This is a genomic window from Modestobacter lapidis (assembly GCF_054780755.1).
On the sequence record NZ_BAAGVS010000001.1, the window covers coordinates 546,514 to 565,188 of the forward strand.

General features: G+C 69.0%; 19 protein-coding genes. 10 read left to right on the forward strand and 9 right to left on the reverse strand.

The genetic code is table 11. The annotated features are described in order from the left end of the window. The first annotated feature begins 12 nt into the window (after nucleotides 1-12). The gene (locus ACYVG5_RS02515; protein WP_222048172.1) at nucleotides 13-381 is read left to right on the forward strand and encodes an aldehyde dehydrogenase family protein; all 369 of its coding nucleotides are present in this window, start codon (nucleotides 13-15) and stop codon (nucleotides 379-381) included. On the opposite strand, the gene ACYVG5_RS02520 is transcribed toward ACYVG5_RS02515, so the two are convergent. Both ACYVG5_RS02520 and ACYVG5_RS02525 read right to left on the reverse strand, forming a co-directional pair. Continuing rightward, nucleotides 378-2,129: a glycine betaine uptake BCCT transporter gene (locus ACYVG5_RS02520; protein ID WP_222048174.1), complete on the reverse strand. Its 1,752-nt coding sequence runs from the start codon at nucleotides 2,127-2,129 to the stop codon at nucleotides 378-380. The genes ACYVG5_RS02515 and ACYVG5_RS02520 overlap by 4 nt on opposite strands. Before the next feature lie 134 nt (nucleotides 2,130-2,263). Next, nucleotides 2,264-3,529, reverse strand: a complete 1,266-nt coding sequence (locus ACYVG5_RS02525; protein WP_222048176.1) for an aromatic ring-hydroxylating oxygenase subunit alpha — start codon at nucleotides 3,527-3,529, stop codon at nucleotides 2,264-2,266. Nucleotides 3,530-4,435: 906 nt separating this feature from the next. Between ACYVG5_RS02525 and ACYVG5_RS02530 the strand changes: the two genes are divergently transcribed. The 6 genes from ACYVG5_RS02530 to ACYVG5_RS02555 all read left to right on the forward strand — a co-directional run bounded on the left by ACYVG5_RS02530 (nucleotide 4,436) and on the right by ACYVG5_RS02555 (nucleotide 8,119). Further along, entirely contained in the window at nucleotides 4,436-4,717 is a 282-nt protein-coding gene (locus tag ACYVG5_RS02530) for a type II toxin-antitoxin system Phd/YefM family antitoxin (protein WP_222048178.1), read from the forward strand. Continuing rightward, on the forward strand, nucleotides 4,714-4,995 hold the full coding sequence (locus tag ACYVG5_RS02535; RefSeq protein ID WP_222048180.1) for a type II toxin-antitoxin system RelE family toxin: 282 nt from the start codon (nucleotides 4,714-4,716) through the stop codon (nucleotides 4,993-4,995). Before ACYVG5_RS02530 ends, ACYVG5_RS02535 begins: the two co-directional genes overlap by 4 nt. 244 nt (nucleotides 4,996-5,239) lie before the next feature. Then, nucleotides 5,240-5,788 (forward strand): PadR family transcriptional regulator, encoded by a 549-nt coding sequence (locus ACYVG5_RS02540; protein WP_222048181.1) that lies wholly within the window; start codon nucleotides 5,240-5,242, stop codon nucleotides 5,786-5,788. Continuing rightward, on the forward strand, nucleotides 5,785-6,459 hold the full coding sequence (locus ACYVG5_RS02545) for an ABC transporter ATP-binding protein (RefSeq protein WP_222048182.1): 675 nt from the start codon (nucleotides 5,785-5,787) through the stop codon (nucleotides 6,457-6,459). The genes ACYVG5_RS02540 and ACYVG5_RS02545 overlap by 4 nt, the downstream gene beginning before the upstream one ends. Next, the gene (locus ACYVG5_RS02550; protein WP_222048183.1) at nucleotides 6,456-7,814 is read left to right on the forward strand and encodes a hypothetical protein; all 1,359 of its coding nucleotides are present in this window, start codon (nucleotides 6,456-6,458) and stop codon (nucleotides 7,812-7,814) included. The genes ACYVG5_RS02545 and ACYVG5_RS02550 overlap by 4 nt, the downstream gene beginning before the upstream one ends. After that, nucleotides 7,811-8,119 (forward strand): hypothetical protein, encoded by a 309-nt coding sequence (locus ACYVG5_RS02555; protein WP_460682931.1) that lies wholly within the window; start codon nucleotides 7,811-7,813, stop codon nucleotides 8,117-8,119. Before ACYVG5_RS02550 ends, ACYVG5_RS02555 begins: the two co-directional genes overlap by 4 nt. A 676-nt stretch (nucleotides 8,120-8,795) precedes the next feature. On the opposite strand, the gene ACYVG5_RS02560 is transcribed toward ACYVG5_RS02555, so the two are convergent. The 3 genes from ACYVG5_RS02560 to ACYVG5_RS02570 all read right to left on the reverse strand — a co-directional run bounded on the left by ACYVG5_RS02560 (nucleotide 8,796) and on the right by ACYVG5_RS02570 (nucleotide 11,801). Further along, entirely contained in the window at nucleotides 8,796-10,235 is a 1,440-nt protein-coding gene (locus ACYVG5_RS02560) for an aldehyde dehydrogenase family protein (protein WP_222048186.1), read from the reverse strand. Nucleotides 10,236-10,256: 21 nt separating this feature from the next. Next, on the reverse strand, nucleotides 10,257-10,877 hold the full coding sequence (locus ACYVG5_RS02565) for a fumarylacetoacetate hydrolase family protein (protein WP_222048188.1): 621 nt from the start codon (nucleotides 10,875-10,877) through the stop codon (nucleotides 10,257-10,259). A gap of 315 nt (nucleotides 10,878-11,192) precedes the next feature. Continuing rightward, a complete protein-coding gene (locus ACYVG5_RS02570) occupies nucleotides 11,193-11,801 on the reverse strand; it encodes an acyl-CoA dehydrogenase family protein (RefSeq protein WP_460682932.1) in 609 nt (202 codons plus the stop codon). Here ACYVG5_RS02570 and ACYVG5_RS02575 point away from each other — a divergent pair. The 3 genes from ACYVG5_RS02575 to ACYVG5_RS02585 all read left to right on the forward strand — a co-directional run bounded on the left by ACYVG5_RS02575 (nucleotide 11,763) and on the right by ACYVG5_RS02585 (nucleotide 14,736). Further along, nucleotides 11,763-11,987: a cupin domain-containing protein gene (locus tag ACYVG5_RS02575; protein ID WP_222048191.1), complete on the forward strand. Its 225-nt coding sequence runs from the start codon at nucleotides 11,763-11,765 to the stop codon at nucleotides 11,985-11,987. The two genes, ACYVG5_RS02570 and ACYVG5_RS02575, sit on opposite strands and share 39 nt — an antisense overlap. A gap of 346 nt (nucleotides 11,988-12,333) precedes the next feature. Then, complete coding sequence (locus ACYVG5_RS02580) at nucleotides 12,334-13,995, forward strand: bifunctional 3-(3-hydroxy-phenyl)propionate/3-hydroxycinnamic acid hydroxylase (RefSeq protein WP_222048193.1); 1,662 nt, start codon at nucleotides 12,334-12,336, stop codon at nucleotides 13,993-13,995. Nucleotides 13,996-14,499: 504 nt separating this feature from the next. Next, nucleotides 14,500-14,736, forward strand: coding sequence for a hypothetical protein (locus ACYVG5_RS02585; RefSeq protein WP_222048194.1), 237 nt, complete (start codon nucleotides 14,500-14,502; stop codon nucleotides 14,734-14,736). Here ACYVG5_RS02585 and ACYVG5_RS02590 read toward each other — a convergent pair. From ACYVG5_RS02590 to ACYVG5_RS02605, 4 genes are all read right to left on the reverse strand, one after another. Continuing rightward, entirely contained in the window at nucleotides 14,711-15,529 is an 819-nt protein-coding gene (locus ACYVG5_RS02590; RefSeq protein ID WP_222048196.1) for an acetoacetate decarboxylase family protein, read from the reverse strand. The two genes, ACYVG5_RS02585 and ACYVG5_RS02590, sit on opposite strands and share 26 nt — an antisense overlap. Before the next feature lie 104 nt (nucleotides 15,530-15,633). After that, entirely contained in the window at nucleotides 15,634-15,918 is a 285-nt protein-coding gene (locus tag ACYVG5_RS02595) for an antibiotic biosynthesis monooxygenase family protein (protein ID WP_222048198.1), read from the reverse strand. Nucleotides 15,919-15,928: 10 nt separating this feature from the next. Further along, nucleotides 15,929-17,074 carry an ABC transporter permease gene (locus ACYVG5_RS02600; protein WP_222048200.1) on the reverse strand — a complete coding sequence of 382 codons (1,146 nt, stop codon included), beginning with the start codon at nucleotides 17,072-17,074 and terminating at the stop codon, nucleotides 15,929-15,931. Then, entirely contained in the window at nucleotides 17,071-18,639 is a 1,569-nt protein-coding gene (locus tag ACYVG5_RS02605; RefSeq protein ID WP_246630177.1) for a sugar ABC transporter ATP-binding protein, read from the reverse strand. Before ACYVG5_RS02605 ends, ACYVG5_RS02600 begins: the two co-directional genes overlap by 4 nt. Nucleotides 18,640-18,675: the final 36 nt, after the last annotated feature.

Consider the following 18,675-nt stretch of genomic DNA (forward strand, 5'->3'; position numbering starts at 1 on the left):
CCGCACGGAGGGATGCAGACGTCCCTGTCGACCGCGACCGAGAAGCCGGCGGTACGCCGGGCCCAGGCCCCGGGGCCCCTGCTCGAGGAGGGCGAGCTGCCACCGGGCCAGCACTTCATCGACGGAGCCTTTCACCCGCACCTGTCCGGAAGCCTGATGGACGTGATCGACCCGAGCTGCGCCCGCCGGATCCTTCAGGCCGCGGAGGGCACGGTCGAGGACACCGACCTGGCGGTGGCGGCCGCGGTCGCCGCGGCACCCGCGTGGGGCGACCTGAGGCCCAAGGTGCGGTCGGAGCTGCTGCACCGGGTGGCCGACATCCCGCCGGCCGGTGTCGTCAACGTCGTGACCGGTTACGGCCCCGTCGAGAGGGAGGCCTAATCGGCGCCGGGTGTCGCGGTGCTGTCCCGGGAGGCAGCTCCGTGGCTCGTAGCGCGGCCGTCCGGAGCAGGAGCTGTGGCTCCCCGTGGTTCGGCAGCGGCGGAGGCGCCCGCTCCTTCCACCGGCGTCTCCTCGGCGGCGGGACCGGGCTCGGCGCTGGACTCCGGGGCGGCGACGTGGCGGAGAACGGGGCTCCCGTCCGGAGCAGGGGCGACGACGTGCCCCCGTTCCGGCAGCACCTCGTCGGACACCGCCTTGAACAGCGACACCCCCATCCCGATGAGGAGGATGGTGAACGGCACCCCGGTGATGATGGCGACCTGCTGCACGGCCTCCAGTCCGCCTGCCAGCAGCAGCACGAAGGCGAAGAAGGCCACGAAGACGCCCCACATGACCTTGACGCGCCAGGGCGGGTTCTGGTCCCCGTCGGTCGACAGCATCGCGAGGACGAAAGCCGCCGAGTCGGCCGAGGTGATGAAGAAGGTCGCGATGAGGATCATCGCTATCACCGAGACCACTGTCCCGAGCGGGAACTCGCCCAGGGTCACGAACAACGCCGTGTTGATGTCTTCCGCCACGGCACCACCGATGTCAGCGGCCCCGGAGAGGTCCAGGTCGAGTGCGGCACCCCCCATGACCGAGAACCACAGGAAGCTGAACACGCAGGGCACCAACAGCACGCCGGCGACGAATTCGCGAATCGTGCGTCCCTTCGAGATGCGGGCGATGAACGTGCCGACCCACATCACCCACATCATCCACCAGGCCCAGTAGAAGATGGTCCAGCTCTGCAGCCAGTCCTCCCCTTCCTCGCTGGTGAAAGCGCCCGAGTTGAAGCTCATCGTGAGGAAGTTCTGCAGATAGTTGCCGATCGACTCGGTGAAGATGTTGAGCAGGAACAGCCCCGGCCCGAGCACCAGGACGAAGAGCATGATCGCCACGAAGAGCGCGATGTTGGTGTTGCTCAGGTACCGGATGCCGCGATTGAGCCCCGACACCGCCGACACCAGGAAGAGGATCATCACCACGACGATGATCACGACCTGCACGGGGATGTTCTCCGGGACGTCGAAGACGAAGTTCAGGCCGCTGTTGATCTGCGTGGCGCCGATGCCGAAGGACGTCGCGACACCGAGCGCGGTGACGAAGATGGCCAGCACGTCGATCGCCTTGCCGATGGGTCCGTTGACCCGCTCCCCGAGCAGGCGGTAGAAGACCGAACTGATCAGTCCACGAGCGCCCTTGCGGAATTGGAAGTAGGCGAGGGAGAGAGCCACCAGCCCGTAGATCGCCCAGGCGTGCAGGCCCCAGTGGAAAAACGTGTACTGCATGGCCAGCCGTGCGGCTTCCGGCGTCGCCCCCTCGGACGCGCCGAACGGGGGCGGTGCCGCGTAGTGCGTCAACGGTTCGGCGACGCCGTAGAAGACGAGCCCGATCCCCATGCCGGCGCTGAAGAGCATGGCGAGCCATGCGCCCGTGCTGAACTCCGGCCGGTCCGTGTCCTTGCCGAGCCGAATCCTGCCGAAACGACTGAGCGCCAGGAAGACCAGGAAGACGATGAAGGAGGTGGTGGCAAGGAGGTAGACCCAACCGAAGGCGCCCGTGACGGCGGACATGGCTGTGGCGTTGAACGACTCCATGCTCTCCGAGAAGAACACGCCCCATATGACGAACAGGACAGCGATGGCTATCGAGACGTAGAAGACGGGTCCGAGCTTCGATCGTTCCTTGTCATGCGTCTGAGTCATGCTGTTTCCTTTTCGCCGACGGGAAGCCGCGCATGGAGTCCTGCAAGGCGGAGCGGTACAGCCACTACGTCGTGCGCGGTTCGCATCTCGCGGACCGGCTCGGTGCAGATCGAGGCCCGACCGGCCGTCGGGTCCTAGCGGGACAGGTGCGCGTCGACACGGGCGACGTACCAGTTGACGAAGGCGTCGACGTCGCCCTCGACCTGGGAGTACGGCCCAGGTTGGTAGCCGGGGTCCTCGACGCCCCGCTGGGTCCGGGTGACGAATGCACTGTCCTGCGCGTTGGTGGCGCTCCACACCGCGGTCAGGGTCGGCACGTCGTAGTCCACTCCCTCGACCGCATCGGCGTGGACCAGCCAGGTCGTCCGCAGGAAGCTCTTGTCGGGCGCGAGGGGCAGCACGGAGAACATCACCGCGTGGTCGGAGAGCATGTGGAACCACGAGTTGGGCTGCAGGTGCAGGTGCAGGTCGCCGAAGCGGTCGTCGGCGATGGAGCCCAGCCGCTTGCGGCACACGGACTCGCCGCCCGCGGTGTACGACTTCCCGGCCCCGTCGAGCGGGGCGTGGGTGACCATGAAACCGGTGGGCCGGTTGTCGAGCTCCCGCATCCCCTCCACCGGCAGGCCCTGCCGGAGGCATGAGGCCTGGAGGTCCGCGCTGGCCTTCTCGTAGCGCTCCCAGACCCTGTGCAGCCGGGGCGGGACGTCCTCGGCTGTGTAGCCGTGCAGCGGGAAGTAGGCGCTGATCAGCTCCGGGTGCCCGTCGCAGTGGTAGCACTCGCGGTTGTTCTCCATCACGAGCTTCCAGTTGCCGGCCTCGACGATGTCGACCTGGTGGGCGACCTTGGTCCGCGCCAGCTCGTAGGGCGCCAGGTATGTCCCGATGCGCGCCGCCACGTCCTCGAAGTCGGCCGGCGGCTCGTCGGCGAGGCAGATGAACACGCAGCCGGCGACTTCGCGGACGTGGACCGGCTTCAGCCCGAACCGGCTGCGGTCGAAGGTGGCCGGCTGGTTGTCCGCGTGGAGCAGTCGTCCGTCGACGTTGTACGTCCAGTGGTGGTAAGGGCACACGAGGTTGCCGACGCTGCCCCGGTCCTCGTCGAGGATCCGCGACCCGCGGTGTCGGCAGACGTTGTGGAAGGCACGGATCTCCTCGTCGTCGTCCCGGACGACGACCACCGAGTACGGGCCGACGTCGACGGTGACGAAGTCACCGGGTTCGGACACCTCCGCGCCGGCGGCCACGAACAACCAGTGCTCGCTGAAGATCGCCGTCACGTCCAGGTCGAAGATCTCCCGGCTCGTGTAGAAGGGCGCTTCCAGGCTGTACCCGGGAGTGCGACGGCCGATCAGGGTCAGCGGGTCGTCGGTGCGGGAGGACCGCTCGAGCTGGATGGTCATGGTGATTTCCCCCAAGGGCTGCGCCCAGGTGCGCCCCGGTGCTCGAGGCGAGTTGTGGGAGCGGACGTCGCCGGGTGGCTACGCCCCTGGCGGCGCCCACCTGATGGTCAGCGATGCCCACCTAGCAGTGAGGCGTCCACTAGGCGTGATGAATATCACGGTGCCATATGGCGGTCAAGACGAGGCAGGGCGCCGGGCAGACGCCCGTCACGCGCGGTCCACGGCCGCGCCTGCGAGGGCAGACCGCGGGGCCCCCCTCCGCCACGGAGAGCAGCTCCCCGGACCTCGGCCGGCTCCCGCCGAACGCCCTCGTGCATGCCTCCACCCCCACCCGGTGGGCATGTCACCCGGCGTCGGAAACGCGACGCCGCGATCAGGCGCGCGCCCCGGGCGCGCCGACGTGGCTCCGGCCGCCGCTACTGCGTCGGCAGGGCCCGGATCGCCGCCGGCGCGCAGCTGGGTCTCACCTATTACTCCTGCGGTCCAGCTGCCCCCGCTGTCAGCGACAGGCAGCCGACGGCTGAGCAGGAGGCGCGCCTCAACGCCGTCTCGCGGCTGCGCCGGAGCGACATCGTGCAGAGCACGACGCAGAAGACGGCTGATCAGGGCGCTGCGAGGGCGGCCGTTGCTATATCACGGCCGCGTTGCTCTATCCATTGCCGTACTCACGCGAAAGACGGGCCGACCTTCCCGGTCGACCCGGCTCTGACCTGGAGTTTCTCTGTCGGGCTAACAGTGTCCTGGCTGACAGGATTTGAACCTCGAATCCGTGGGCGCACGGACGGGGTTGCTGTCACGGTTGCAGTACGAGATCGCCGACTCTTGCAACGCAGGCGGTGCGGCTGGGCGTGAGTCCTCCTCCGCAACCTCTGGACGACTCACACCCATCTAGTCATACTTCTGACCATGACGACCTTCTCGCTGGCGGACGCCAAGGCGCACCTGTCCCGACTGGTCGCCCAGGTCAGCGGGCAACACGAGCGCGTCTACGTAACCGTGCACGGCAAGCCGTCTGCTGTTCTCCTGGCGACCGCGGATCTCGAGTCCCTCGAAGAAACCATCGAAATCCTTGCTGACGCCGACGCCATGCGCCGACTGCACGCCTCCGACGCTGAACTCGCCCGCGGTCATGCCGAGACGCTAGGGGACCTCGACGCCGCAATGCAGCGCCGGCGCGCCACCACGTGACCGAGGACCAGGACCGCTATGTCCTGGCCATCACCCCCACCGCGCGCCGCCAACTCACCGAGCACCTGCCCGAAGCGGTCGCGACCGCTGCCTACGAGTTCATCGTCGGCCCGCTCCTCGACAGGCCCTACCGGGTCGGAAAGCAGCTCCGCCCTCCCCTGGACGACCGACACAGCGCACGCCGTGGCACCTACCGCGTCATCTACCGCATCGACGACGCAAGCCGAACGGTGACCGTGGTCGACGTGGCGCACCGCCGAGACGCCTACCGGACGTGACATGGCGGCACCCACCCGACGAGTCAACGCAAGTCTGGGCAGTCCCGAGCACCCCACCGTGACACCTCTCCCGCCGGCACGCCCCACCGGCTGAGCACGCCGGGAACCTGGCCTGTGGGGTGCTGCTGTTTCAGCAGTCCCGACACCTGCCAGCCCACGCCGCCCCCGATGGCAGCGGCCGCCCTCCCAGTCGGGCCGCGTGTTGCTATTCACTGAGTACCTACTCGTGGTGTAGACACTGGGCATGTCGTTGACCGAGCTACACCTGGCCCTGCTCGCGGGCGCTCCGCGGCACGGGTACGACATCAAGCAGGAGCACGATTCTTGGTTCCCCGACACTCGTCCGCTCCCCTATGGACAGGTGTACGCGACGTTGGCTCGGTTGCAGCGCGACGGATTGGCCGAGGTCGTGGAGACGCGCGTGGACGGTGGCCCCGAGCGGACGGTGTACGCGCTGACCGCCAAGGGGTCCGCGCGGCTGCGCGCCTGGCTGGCCGAGCCTGCCGCGCCGACCGGGGTCGGTGCCGAGGAGATCGTCCGCAAGACCGTGTCCGCGCTGCACACCGGCATCGACGTCTCCGGGTTCGTTGCCCGCCAACGGGCTGCTCACCTGCGCCGCATCCGTGATCTGCAGGGCACCCCGCCCGGTGCCGGTCCTGCCGAGCGACTGGTCCGTGAGCACCTCATCGCCCACCTCGACGCCGATCTGCGCTGGCTCGAGCTGGCCACCGAGCTACTACCGGCCCCTGATGACCAGCCGACCGTTCGTTCCGATGAGAGGAAGCCCGCATGAGCACGGTGCAACTTTCCGGTGTCAGCCATGCCTACGGCCGGACGCAGGCGCTCAGCGATGTGTCGCTGACCGTCGAACCCGGAGAGGTCGTCGCCGTCACCGGGCCCAGCGGATGCGGGAAGTCGACGCTGCTCATGCTCACCGCCGGCGTGCTCCGCACCCAGTCCGGCCGCATCGTGGTCGCCGGCACCGACCTGGCCGGGGCGGATGACGCCGCCCGCGCCCGGTTCCGGCGCCGGGCGATCGGCCTGGTCCTGCAGTTCGGGCAGCTGGTCCCCGATCTGTCGGTGCGAGACAACGTCGCGCTGCCGTTGCTGCTGGAAGGCCACCGGTCGGCTGACGCCCGCGCCGCCGCCGACGGCTGGCTGGATCGTGTCGGGTTGGACGTCGAGCCGGACACGTTGCCTGCGGACCTGTCCGGTGGACAGGCTCAGCTGGCGGCCGGGGCCCGTGCCCTGGTCGCTGGCCCACAACTGCTGCTGGCTGACGAACCGACCGCGAGCCTGGACACCAACAGCGGCAGGGCGCTGCTGGACCTGCTGGTGAAGACCACTGTGCAGGCCGGCGGATCGGTGGTCCTGGTCAGCCACGACAACGCGGTCGCCGCACGAGCCGATCGCGAGATCCGGCTGCGCCGCGGCACCATCGCCCATCAGGTGGCCCTGTCATGAAGCCAGCCACCCTTTGGTTGCTGGCGGTCCCCAACGTGCGGGCGTCCCGCACCAGAGCAGCCCTGGTCGCGATGGGCACCGCAGCCGCCGGTGGACTGGTCCTGGTCACCTTGGCCCTGTTCCGCGTGCCGGCCTTCGCTCTCCCGCCCCGCGGCAGCACCGCGAACTACTCGATCAGCTATGACCCCCGCTACGCCGGCATCGTGACCAGCGCGGAGACCCGGATCGGCGTGGCCACCGCGGTGCTCCTGGTCGCTGGCACCGCCCTGGTCTTGGCCTGGCAGGCCGTCTCCTCCGGCAGCGCCCGCCGCCATCGCCGTGACCAAGCGCTCACCACTACCGGCGCCACGCCAGGTGACCTGCGCCGACTGGGCGCGATCGAGACCGCCGTCGCCGGTGCGGTGGGCGGGCTGCTCGCCGGACCCGTCTACCTGCTGCTGTGGTTCGTCCTCGGACCGGCCCAGCCGGCTACCAGCCGTCTGCTGCCCGCCCTGGCACCCGCCGATCTGATCGCATGGGCGTGCCTGGTGCCCGCGTCCGCGGCATTGGCCGCCGCCGCTGGCGCCCGCTCGGGCACCCAGCTGCACCGACGCCCGCTCAGCGGGTGGTGGTGGTTGGCACTGGCGATCGTGGCGCTTGCCGGCATGTTCACCCTTCCCCAGTTGGGTCAGGGCGACCGGCAGCTGCAGGTCACCCTCATGTCGGTCGCAGTGACGTTGCTGCTGCTGGTTGCGCTGGCCTGCGGGGCTCCCTGGGCCCGGGGCAAGGCCAGCAGGATGAGCCGCCGAGGGAGGACCACAGACCTCCTGGCCGGCGGCGGGCTGCGCGCCCTCGCTGGACCTGCGGGACGAGCCGCCGGAGTTCTGCTGGGTGCCGGCCTGACCACGGGCGTCGCGACCGTGATCCTTGGCAACATCCTGCGCCAAGCCACTGACCTCGGCTCGGGTGGTCACCTCACCGGGATCGTCCTGGCTGCCGTCGCGGCCGGGCTGGCAGCACTGGCCGGACTGGCGACGATCACTCTGGCCGCTGTCGATGACCTGCTCACCAACCGCCGGGGACTGGCCGCCATGGCTGCCATCGGCGCCGACCTGGCCCTGTTGCAGGCCCTGCAGCGGCGGCGCCTGCGGGCGGCGACGATCGCGCCCTTGGTTTCCGGCCTGCTCATCGGCGGACTTGGGTACGGCGCCCTGTCAGTCGCGGGGGAACCGGCGGCCAGCACCGACGCGTGGCCGTTGCTCATCGTCGGCCCCGCCGCTCTCGCTCTCCTCCTGCTCGCCAACGCCGGGATCGTGCGGCTGCTGCGAAGCCGCACACGCGAGGCCATCGACCCGGCCAACCTCCGAGTCGCATGACCACCGAGGAACCCGCCAGCGTCATCGCCGCCAGACAGCTCGCGGCAGACGCCCACGCCCGACGCCACTTCGCTGATCCGGGCACGCGAGCCGTCGTCTCCTCAGCCCGCCGGCACCGCACCGGGCTCACGGAGGGGCGGACAGTGACGCGGAAGCGCCGGATCCAGGCGCAACTCCCGCCACTCGGTGACCTCTGCGAGTTCTCCGCCGACGCACTTGCTGGCCCGCACGATGATCCCGGTGCCGAGGTCAATGGCGAGCCGGAACTCGTCCCCGCCAGTGATCATGTCGAACGGCTGCCCTGACCAGTTCCGGCGCTCGTCGTCGGGCACGTCTGTGCGGGGCCGGGCGGTCACCTCCAGGCAGGTTCGGTCGGCGAGCTGCGTCTGGCCGTGGAGGGTGAGCGAGAAGAACTCCTCCGCGAACTCACCATCGACCCCACCAGGGACTACCAGCCCACCGGCAGACCACCCGGACCCACCCGGAAATAACGGACGCCCGAACCCACGAATCGTGGGTTCGGGCGTCCGCGATGTCCTGCGACATCACACTGTCGGGCTGACAGGATTTGAACCTGCGACCCCTTGACCCCCAGACGTGCGAAGGGGGTTCGTGGCCGTCCGTCGAAGTGCGTCTCCGCAGCTCAGGGGCCATACGGAACTGAGGCGGACCACCGCGAACTGACCCGAACCAGGAACAATGGTGGTCAAAATGGTGGTCAAACAGGCGAGTTCGTTAGCCCTGCTAAGCATCGTCGTGTCGGCCTTCGAAGGGACCGACGCGCCTGCTCGATGTAGACACTGCCTGAGTTGGCGGCGTGCTCCTCCTCCAGCTTCGGACCGAGCAGCAGCACCGATACTCCGGACAGGCCCGTTTCTGCCTACGGCGGATCGGGACATCGACGGCGGGACTGGACGGTGAGCGCGACGTCTGCGTGAGGGCACCGGACGCGGCGGCCGCGGCGCTCTGGACGAGCAGCGCTCAGTCGGGCACGCCGGCGGAGACGTAGCTCGTCTTGCTGACGGTGAAGAAATCGCGGGCTGCGGCTCCCTGCTCGCGGGGTCCGTAGGAGGAGCCGCCGCGTCCTCCGAAGGGGACGTGGTAGTCCACGCCCGCGGTGGGGACGTTGACCATCACCATGCCCGCTGTGGACCGTCGCCGGAAGTCGGTGGCCCGGGCGAGCGACCGGGTCACGATGCCCGCGGTGAGGCCGAACTCGGTGTCGTTGGCCACTGCCACCGCCTCGTCGTGGTCAGCGACCCGGATGACCGAGGCCACCGGACCGAAGACCTCCTCTCGGTTCACCGTGTCGGAGGCCCGCGTGCCGACGAGCAGCGCCGGCTCGAGGTAGTGGCCGGGCCGAGCCCGCTCCAGTTGCCGGCCGCCGCGGACCTCGGCCCCCTCCTTTTCCGCGACGGCGATGTAGTGCAGATCCTGGGCCAACTGGTCGGCATCGACCACCGGCCCCATGTCCGTCCCGACAGCCCGGGCGTCGTCGACGCGCCACGCCTGGAGCCGGTCCCACAACCTGTCGACGAACTGGTCGTGCACCCGATCTGCGACCACCAGTCGGGAGGAGGCCGTGCAGCGCTGCCCGGTGGAGCCGTAGCCGCCCTGCACCGCCACCTCCACGGCGAGATCGAGGTCGGCGTCGTCAGCGACGACCAGGGGGTTCTTGCCACCCATCTCCAGCTGCACCCGCGCCCTTCGCGTGGTGGTGGCCGCGGGCACCCGTTCACCGGTGGACACCGACCCGGTGAACGACACGGCGGCGATCTCTGCCGACCCGGTGAGCACGTCGCCGATGTCGCGGCCGCGTCCCATCACCAGGTTCAGCACACCGGCCGGCAGCCCGGCCCGGTGCAGGACGTCGGCCAGTGCCCAGGCGCTGGCCGGGACGGCATCGGCCGGTTTGAAGACGACCGTGTTGCCGTAGGCCAGCGCCGGGGCGATCTTCCAGGCGGGGATCGCCATGGGGAAGTTCCACGGGGTGATGACCGAGACGACTCCCACCGGCTCCCGGGTGACCGTCACCTCGATGCCCGGGCGCAACGACTCGAGGTGCTCCCCCACGTTCCGCACGGCCTGACCGGCGTGGAACTTCAGCAGTTGCCCGGCGCGCACCACCTCGGCCACCGCTTCGGGCAGCGTCTTGCCCTCCTCGCGGGCGAGCAGGTCCCCTAGCTCCCCGCTACGGGCGAGCAGCTCGGCACCGGCCCGGTCCAGGATCTCGCCACGGACGGCTCCGGCTGTCGCGGCCCACACGGCGGCGACCTCGGCGGCGGCCGCGACCGCAGCCCGGGCCTGGGCGGTGTCCGCCGACGCGTACTCGCCCACGACGTCCGTCGTGTCCGAGGGGTTGACGTCCGGGCGGGCGTCCGCACCGTCCCGCCACTGGCCGGCGACGAGGTTGGGGTGCACCGGGGTCCTCCTCAGTCTTCGTCACTGCGCCACGACGGGGTTGCGCAGTACGCCGACGCCCTCGACCTCGACCACGTCGCCGGGCTGCATGAAGCGCGGGGGCTTCTTGCTCCAGCCGACGCCGGCAGGGGTGCCGGTCACGATGACGTCGCCCGGCACGAGCGTGAAGATCGTGGAGGCATAGTTGATCAGGCGCGGGATCGAGAAGATCATGTTGCCGGTGTCGCTGGACTGGACGACCTCGCCGTTCAGGCGGGTCTCCAGCGTCAGCTTGCGGCCCGGCTCGATCTCGTCGGCGGTCACCATCCAGGGGCCAAAGGCCCCGGTGCCCTCGAAGTTCTTGCCGGAGGCGATCTGCTTGGCGTGGAACTGCCACTCGCGCACGCTGGCGTCGTTATAGCAGCTGTAGCCCGCCACGTGGTCCCACGCGTCCGCCTCGGGGATGTCTCGGCCACCTGCACCGATGATGACGGCGAGCTCGCCCTCCCAGTCCAGGGACTCCGACACGCTCGGGCGGACGATGGGCTCCTCGTGGGCCACCTGGGACCGCCACACCCGCAGGAAGATCGGCGGGAACTCCGACAGCTCCCGCTGCATCCCGGCGGCCAGCACCTCCTGGTGGTGGTCCATGTAGTTCCGCACCGCGCCACGATCTTCTCCGGGCGCGGGATCACCGGCAGCAACTCCACGTCGGCCAGCAGCGGGCCGGGCTGCACGCTGGACGCCAGGGCGTCCCGGTCGGCGAACGCCGGACTGGCGATGAACTCGGCCAGCGTCGCGGAGCCGCTCGCCGCAGCCAGGTCCAGCACCCGGTCGCCCGCAACGGCCCCCCAGGTCTCCGTGTCGTCGTTCTTGAACGAGATCAGCTTCATGCGGGTGTTTCTCCTATCGGGTGGACGGCCCCGGCCGGGGCGTCGTTCGAGGTTCGAGGTGAGTGCTCGTGGAGGGGGCCGTCGCTCAGCCGCCGAAGGCAGGGAGGCCGGTGATCGCTCGCCCCATGATCAGGGTGTGCACCTCGTCGGTGCCCTCGTACGTGCGCACGCTCTCCAGGTTCTCGGCGTGCCGCATGGGTGAGTGCTCGAGCGTGATGCCGTTGCCGCCGACGATCGTCCGAGCTGAGCGACAGATCGTGGTCGCCTCCCGGACGTTGTCGAGCGCGCCGAAGGAGATCTGCTCAGGCCGCAGCGTGCCGGCGTCCTTCAGGCGGCCGGTCTGGAGCGCGATCAGCACGCCCTTCTGGAGCTCCAGCACCATGTCGACCAGCTTCTGCTGGGTGAGCTGGAAGGACGCGATCGGCCGGCCGAAGGCGCGACGCTCCAGCGCGTACCTCAACGCGACCTCGTAGGCGTCGCGGGCGGCACCCATCGCCCCCCACATGATCCCGTAGCGAGCCTCGTTCAGGCAGGAGAACGGACCGCTCAGCCCGGTGGCGTCGGGTCCTCCAGGTCGCCCCGGACTCCTTCGTGACCGATCCCCGCTTCGACCCGGCCAAGGCCGGCGAGGAGTTCGCCACCTACGCCCCCGGACATGGCCGCTGTCATGGAGCCCGACAACCCCGGGATGCACCGGACCGACACCGTGGACTACGCCATCGTGCTCGAAGGTGAGGTGACCATGGAACTGGGCGACGGCGCCCAGACCCGGCTCACGGCGGGCGACACGGTGGTCCAGCTGGGCAGCCGGCATGCCTGGCGCAACCGGACCGATCGGCCCGCCACCATCGCCTTCGTGCTCACCGGCGTCACGACGTAGGACCTGGGCCACGTAGCGACCTGGGCGGTACCGCGGTCCCGCCCAGGTCGCCATGGGCCACAGGTGAGGCGCCGACCGCCGTTCCTGTCGACCACCACGGAACCCCGGCCCCGGCGTGACCGAGAGTCCTCCGGACCCGTGGCTTCCACGATCTCCACTCTGGCGCCCGCGACGGCGTCGAGGTCGAGAACGTCAGCATCCTGCGCACGCCCCATCGACGGTAGGAACCGGCAGCGGGACGAGCAGGTGGGCCTAGCAGCACCGCGGCCTGGCGGCGGGTGCGTGCACGCCGCCGGTACCACCGCGGTCGGGAGCACGGGCAGCGCGGCCCAGGAGCCGCCCGCTGATGACCACGAGCCCGCCCGGCGGCAGATGCACCCGTGCCGACGGCATCCAGGAAAGAGCTGAGGCACGGACGACCATGGACGAGAAAGACGTCATCATCGTGGGCCTGGGTCCCACCGGTGCCGCACTCGCGGGACTACTCGGACAACGCGGGGTGAGTGTGGCCGTCTTCGACCGTCTGGCCGACCTCTACCCGTTGCCACGGGCCATCGGTCTGGACCACGAGGTGATGCGGATCGTGCAGGAGCTCAGCCTTGCCGATCGCCTGGCCCCGCACATCGCGCCCTATCGGCCCAGTGCGTACCGGGGCACGAAGGGGCAGCTGATCCGTCGGCTGGATTCCGCTCCGCCGCCCTTCCATCTGGGGTGGGCTCCCAACTACGTGTTCGAACAGCCAGCCTTCGAGCGCTTGCTGCGAGCCCGACTCGAGGAACTGCCCAACGTCGTCGTCCACCTCTCGGCGGACGTGGAACGCGTCGGGCAGGACGACGACGGAGCCTGGGCAGACGTGCGGCTGGCAGGTGACACCGAGACACAGCGCATCCGCAGCCGCTACCTGATCGCCTGCGACGGCGGGGCCAGCCTCGTGCGCAAGAAGCTGGGCCTGGTCCTGGAGGACCTCGGCTTCGATGAACCGGGGCTGGTCGTCGATGTCGGGGTCGATGACGACAAGCTCGCGCAGCTGCCGCAGACCCAGGTGCAGTACTGCGAACCCGAGCGGCCGTGCACCTATGTCGTGTGCGTCGACAACCACCGCCGATGGGAGATCCGGCTCAACGCCGATGACCGCGCGTCCGGAGAGTGGCCGGAGGAGGACCTGTGGCCACTGTTGAGACGTTGGATCGGCCCGCAGGACGGCCGCATCTGGCGCTCGGCGACCTACCGCTTCCACGGACTCGTGGCGCGCGAATGGCGGCGCGGACGAATTTTACTGGCCGGCGACGCGGCACACATGACGCCCCCGTTCATGGCCCAGGGCATGGCCCAAGGCATGCGGGACGCGCTCAACCTGGCATGGAAGCTCGAGCGGGTGATCCGCCACGGCGCTCCAGAAGACCTGCTGGACACCTACCAGCAGGAGCGCAAGCCGCACGTGACCGCCACCACGCGAGCAGCGATGACGCTCGGGGAGTTGATCTGCGAGCGCGATCCCGAGCGCGCGGCCCAACGCGACGCCCGCCTCCTCGACGAACAGGGCGGCGCCGTGCAGACCATGCTGCGCCAGGACCTGATCCCTGGGTTGACGAGCGGCTTGATCAAGACCGGCAGCCCGGAGGCCGGTTCGAGCCTCCCGCAACCCTTCGTGCACTCCGGCCGCTTCGCCGGCAGGCTGGACGACATCAGCGGCGCGACCGTGCGCGCTGTTGCGGTCGAGCCGCTCAGGCCTGACGAGCGCGCAGCACTCATCGGGGCGCTGACGCCCGTCTGCGGTGTCCTCGTGGAGCTGGGTGAGGGTGGCGTGGCCGAGAAGCCGCTAGTCAAGGCGATCGATGACGACACCGTGATCAGCGCCTGGCTGGGCACCTCCGGGCAACGCATCGCCATCGTCCGACCGGACCACTACGTCTACGGCACCGCGTCCTCCGCCGCGGAAGCAGTGACGCTGCTCCTCGACCTGCGCACGTGGCTGATCGGTCCCGACGCTGCCGACAGAAGCAATTGACCAGGTCCTAGATCAGCTTGTCCCCCGTGGACGAGCGGGAACAACCAGCCGCGGTGCTGAAGCACTGACCCGCTCGGACTCCCGACAGACCGGGATCTGCAGATCCGTGGTGCCCTGTCGATGCAGGCCGTCAGTTGCCAGCGTCGCGGTGGGCCTGGAGGACCTCGTCCTCGATGGGGCCCGCGGCGAGGCGCTAGGCCTGCAGTGGTCGGACGTCGACCTGGACAAGGGCCTGCTGCGGGTGCGCGGAACGCTCGCCCGCGTCCAGGGGCGCCTGCTGGTGACCGTGCCGAAGACGGCGAAGTCCAGGCGTTTCGTCCCGATCGCCTGTATCCCACGACGTCAGGGCATCGCGCTGTCGCCTGGTATCGGGACTACGACGGCAAGTGCCGACAGGTCGAACGCAGCGCCAAGACCAAGGCTCCTGCCGAGGCGTCGCTCCGACTTGCGCTCCGGGGCCGTGCCCGGTTCGACGTCGGCGGGGACATCACCTCCAACACGCGCGTGAACGTCCTGGCTGATGCATGGTTCGCCGGGCTCAAGAACCTCAGCCCCACGACCATGCAGGCGTGCCACAACCGCCTCGACCAGCAGGTCCTCCCCGGCCTGGGCAACCTCCGCGTACGAGAGCTCAGCGTCGGCACGATCGATAGGCACCTGCGCCTCATCGGTGACAAGCACGGCCCGGAGAAGGCGAAGGTCGACAGGCGCGGCACTAGGCCGTCATCGACCAAGCCTTGACGCCGAAAGGGGTTGCTGCATGCAGTAGGACCCGGCAACCGCCCGCGTACCCATGAAGCCCGTCAAGGGGACCGATGTCGACCCCGCCGAAGGCGTCTGGGTGGATATCGATGGAGGCTGCGCCCTTCATCGTGCCTCTGACTTGGAAGTCCAACCGCGTTCGCTGCACGTCGAGCCCGGGCACGGATTGCCCACGACCCGTGGCGGCCGCGCGCTGCACCGGGAAGCGCGTCCCGCAGACGGGGAATTCCTTCGTCGTGATCGCGCGAAGGTCCCGCAAGGTCGCCGAGACGACAGACCGTCCTCCGTGGTGAACAGAGAACGCACGGTCGCGATCTCCGAGCCCCACTGGATCCACGCAGATTTCCGCCAGGCGCCGTGGGCCGACGATCCCTTCCGGTCCGCGGATCGCTGCCAGCGGGTCGTCGACGAAGAGCGGCGCGTGGAAGACGAGGTCTACGTCCTGTTCACCGCTCGACCGTGCTTCGATGGCCAGCCCCAGCTCCCGGAACGGCCATGAACTGCCCGTGCTCCTGGCGGTCCGCTCCTGCATCCACGCCATGTAGATGAGGACACGGCCAGTGGGCTCCATCCCGGCGGGAAGGAGTGCCCTCACCCGGTCCGGTGATCCGCGTCCCGTGAGCAGCAGGAGGTCGGCGTCGACCTTGCCCCGCCCCGCAGGAGCGGTCCAGTCGAACTGGTAGCCGGGCCGCGGCCCGGTCCGACTGAACCGCTCTGGCTGGCCGCCTGTGCGGCCGGCGAGGGACTTGCTGGGGATCATGTGCGCTGCCACGTGGGTCTCCTTCGACATCCCGTGCTGAGTGACAGAAGTCTCCGGGAGACCTGCCCCACGATGCCGTCGCAGTTTGAAACACGGATGACACACGCGCGCTCGAGCTACAGGTCGAGCAGGTGTTCCACCTTCGGAGGTGCGCTGAAGTACTCGCCGATCAGCGCCCGCCAACGAGGGAACCGATCGTTGGCCCGGAAATCCTCATGGGACTCGATCGATTCCCACTCCACGAGCAGCACGAAGCGGTTCGGCACCTCGACGCCTCGCGTCATCCGCATGGTCAGGCAGCCCTGCGTCACCTCGACCAGCTGCCGCGCCGTCCCGTAGGCCGCGACGAACTCGGCTTCCGTTCCCGGCACGACCTCGAAGACTGCTTGCTCGAGAACCATTCGGCCGGCCTCAGCTCGGAGCCAGGACGGTGAACATGATCAGTGCTCCGACACCGATGGTGCCGTACATGATCGCGAGTCCTCGCAGTCGACCGCGCGATGAGCCGCTACGGCGCTGGGCCTCCAGCGACACCGCCACCAGCACGATGAGGCCGTTGATCAGCAGCTGCATGAACGGGTCGACGTTCATGAGGTTCAGGATGTTTCCGGTGAAGGCGATCACCAGGACACCGATCATGGTGCCGACGATCGAGCCCTGACCGCCGGCGAGCGCCGTACCACCCACCACGACGGCTGCGATCGCGCTCAGCTCGTACCCACTGGCAGCGTTGGCGTCTGCCGTGGCAGTGAAGCTGGCGAGTAGGACCCCAGCAACGCCGGCGAGGAAACCACTGGCGATGTAGACGAGCAGGCGACGACGGGCGACCGGCACACCCGAGAGGTACGCCGCCTCCTCAGTGCCACCGACGGCGTAGATCTCTCGCCCCCACACGGTGTAGCGCAGGACGATGTGCACGACGACCGCGGTGCCGATGAAGAGCACCGCTGGTACAGGGACGAACCACAACTTGCTGGTGCTGATGGCGTTCAGGTCCGGCATGGAGACGATCAGAGGCGTGCCGCCCGAGATGTAGAACGCGGCCCCACGAGCGATCGTCATCGTCGCCAGCGTGACGATGAAAGGTTGCAGGAAGGCCCGGCTCACGCCCAACCCGTTGATCAGGCCGATGAAGGAACCGGTGAGGACCGCAGCAACGATGAAAGCGGTGAGTCCGTAGCCGGCGTAGAGAGCGCCAACCACCGCGGAAACCGCCGCGACAGCACCGACCGACAGGTCGATGCCACCACCCCCGCTGAGGATCACCAGCGTCTGGCCCACAGCGAGCAGCCCCACGACTGACGTGATCTTCAGGACGGTCTCGAAGTTCTGCGTCGTCAGGAAGGAAGGCGAGAGCACGCTCCCCAGTACGAGCACCACGACGAGGGCCGGGAGCATGCTGGCCTCGCGGGGCAGGCGGAATCTCCTGATCCGTCCACTGGCCGGCGGCGTGTCGCCTCGGTCCAGGTCGCCCGTCTTCTCGCCCCCGTCCGCACCCGCCTCAACGGACTTGACGTCGGCCCCGCGCCGAGTTGACGTTCCGCTTCGCTGGTTCATGTGCGTGACCCTTCGATCTGCTCCCCGAGCGGGGCGTTGTCTGATGGACCCGAGTCCGCGCCACTGCCCAACATCGCGAGCTCGAGGATGTTGCGCTCAGTTGCCTGCTCACCCGAGAGCGTCCCTGCCACCGCCCCGCTCCTGAGCACGATCACGCGGTCGGCCAGCCCGAGGACCTCCAACATCTCGGAGGAGACCACGAGCACGGCGCAGCCCTCGTCGGCCAGGGACCCGAGGAGTGCATAGATTTCGTGCTTGACCGCTGCGTCGATTCCGCGCGTCGGCTCGTCGAGCAGGAGAATGCGCGTCCCCCCGATGAGCGACTTGCCGATCACGACCTTCTGCTGGTTGCCGCCACTGAGGCTGCCCGCGGCAGCGCCGTACTTGCTGGCCTGCAGACCGACCTTCGCTACCATGTCGGTCACGTCGGCACGACGCGACCGGTCGAGGACGAAGGGCCCCTTCGCCCACTTGCGTAGGTTGGGCAGGCAGATGTTGTCCGCGACCGACATCATCTCGACCAGCCCCTGCGCCTTGCGCTCCTCGGGGACCAGCATCATCCCGACCCGTTGAGCGTCACGGGGACTCCTGATACGGGTCTCCTCGCCGTCGACGAAGAGCTTCATGGTGTCGGCCCGGTCGACACCCACCAGGCAACGGAGCACCTCAGTACGACCCGACCCCATCAGGCCGGTGAGGGCCAGGATCTCCCCCGCGTGCAGGGAGAAGTTGATGTCGCTCAGAACGCCCTCGCGATTGAGCCCCTCGACGCGCAGGACCTCCTTGTCGCCGGCAGATCGGTGACGGTCGGCGCTGAAGAAGCGCTCCACCGACCGGCCGACCATCAGCTCGATCAGCCGGTTGTCGTCGGGCACCCCCTCGCCGATCCGGCTCTCGATCAACTGGCCGTCGCGGAGCACGGTCATGTCCTCCGCGAGCCGGCGCAACTCGTCCATGCGGTGGCTGACGTACAGGATCCCGATGCCCTCGCTCTTGAGGTCCTCCAGCACGGCGAAGAGGTGTTCCGCCTCCTGGTCGCTGAGGGCGGCGGTGGGCTCGTCGAGAACCAGCAGCCGGGCCTGGCGCGAGAGGCCCCGAGCGATCATGGCGAGCTGCTGAACGGCCGGGCTCATCGTGCCCAGCGGCGCACGACAGTCGACGTGTACGCCGAGCCGAGCGAGCACCTCCTGACTGCGCTGGACTATCGCGCGCGAGTCCACAAAGCCGCCGCGCCCATCGAACTCCCCCAGAGCGATGTTCTCCGCCACGGACATGCCGGGCACGAAGATGAGCTCCTGAGGCACCACGCTGATGCCGAGCTTCAGCGCCTGGGCCGGGTTGCGCAGATGCTGCTCCGCCCCGCCGACGGTGAGAGTCCCCTCGTCGGGCTGTACCAGTCCACCGATGACCTTGATCAAGGTGGACTTGCCGGCCCCGTTCTCGCCGACCAGCGCGTGACAGCGGCCGGCGTAGAGATCCAGGTCGACGCCGGACAACGCGTGGACGTTGGCATACCGCTTGGACACGTTTCGCAGCGACAGGAATGGCTGCTCAGCAGGCGGCATCACGGGAACGCTCCCTCGGTGATATCAGTGACTGGC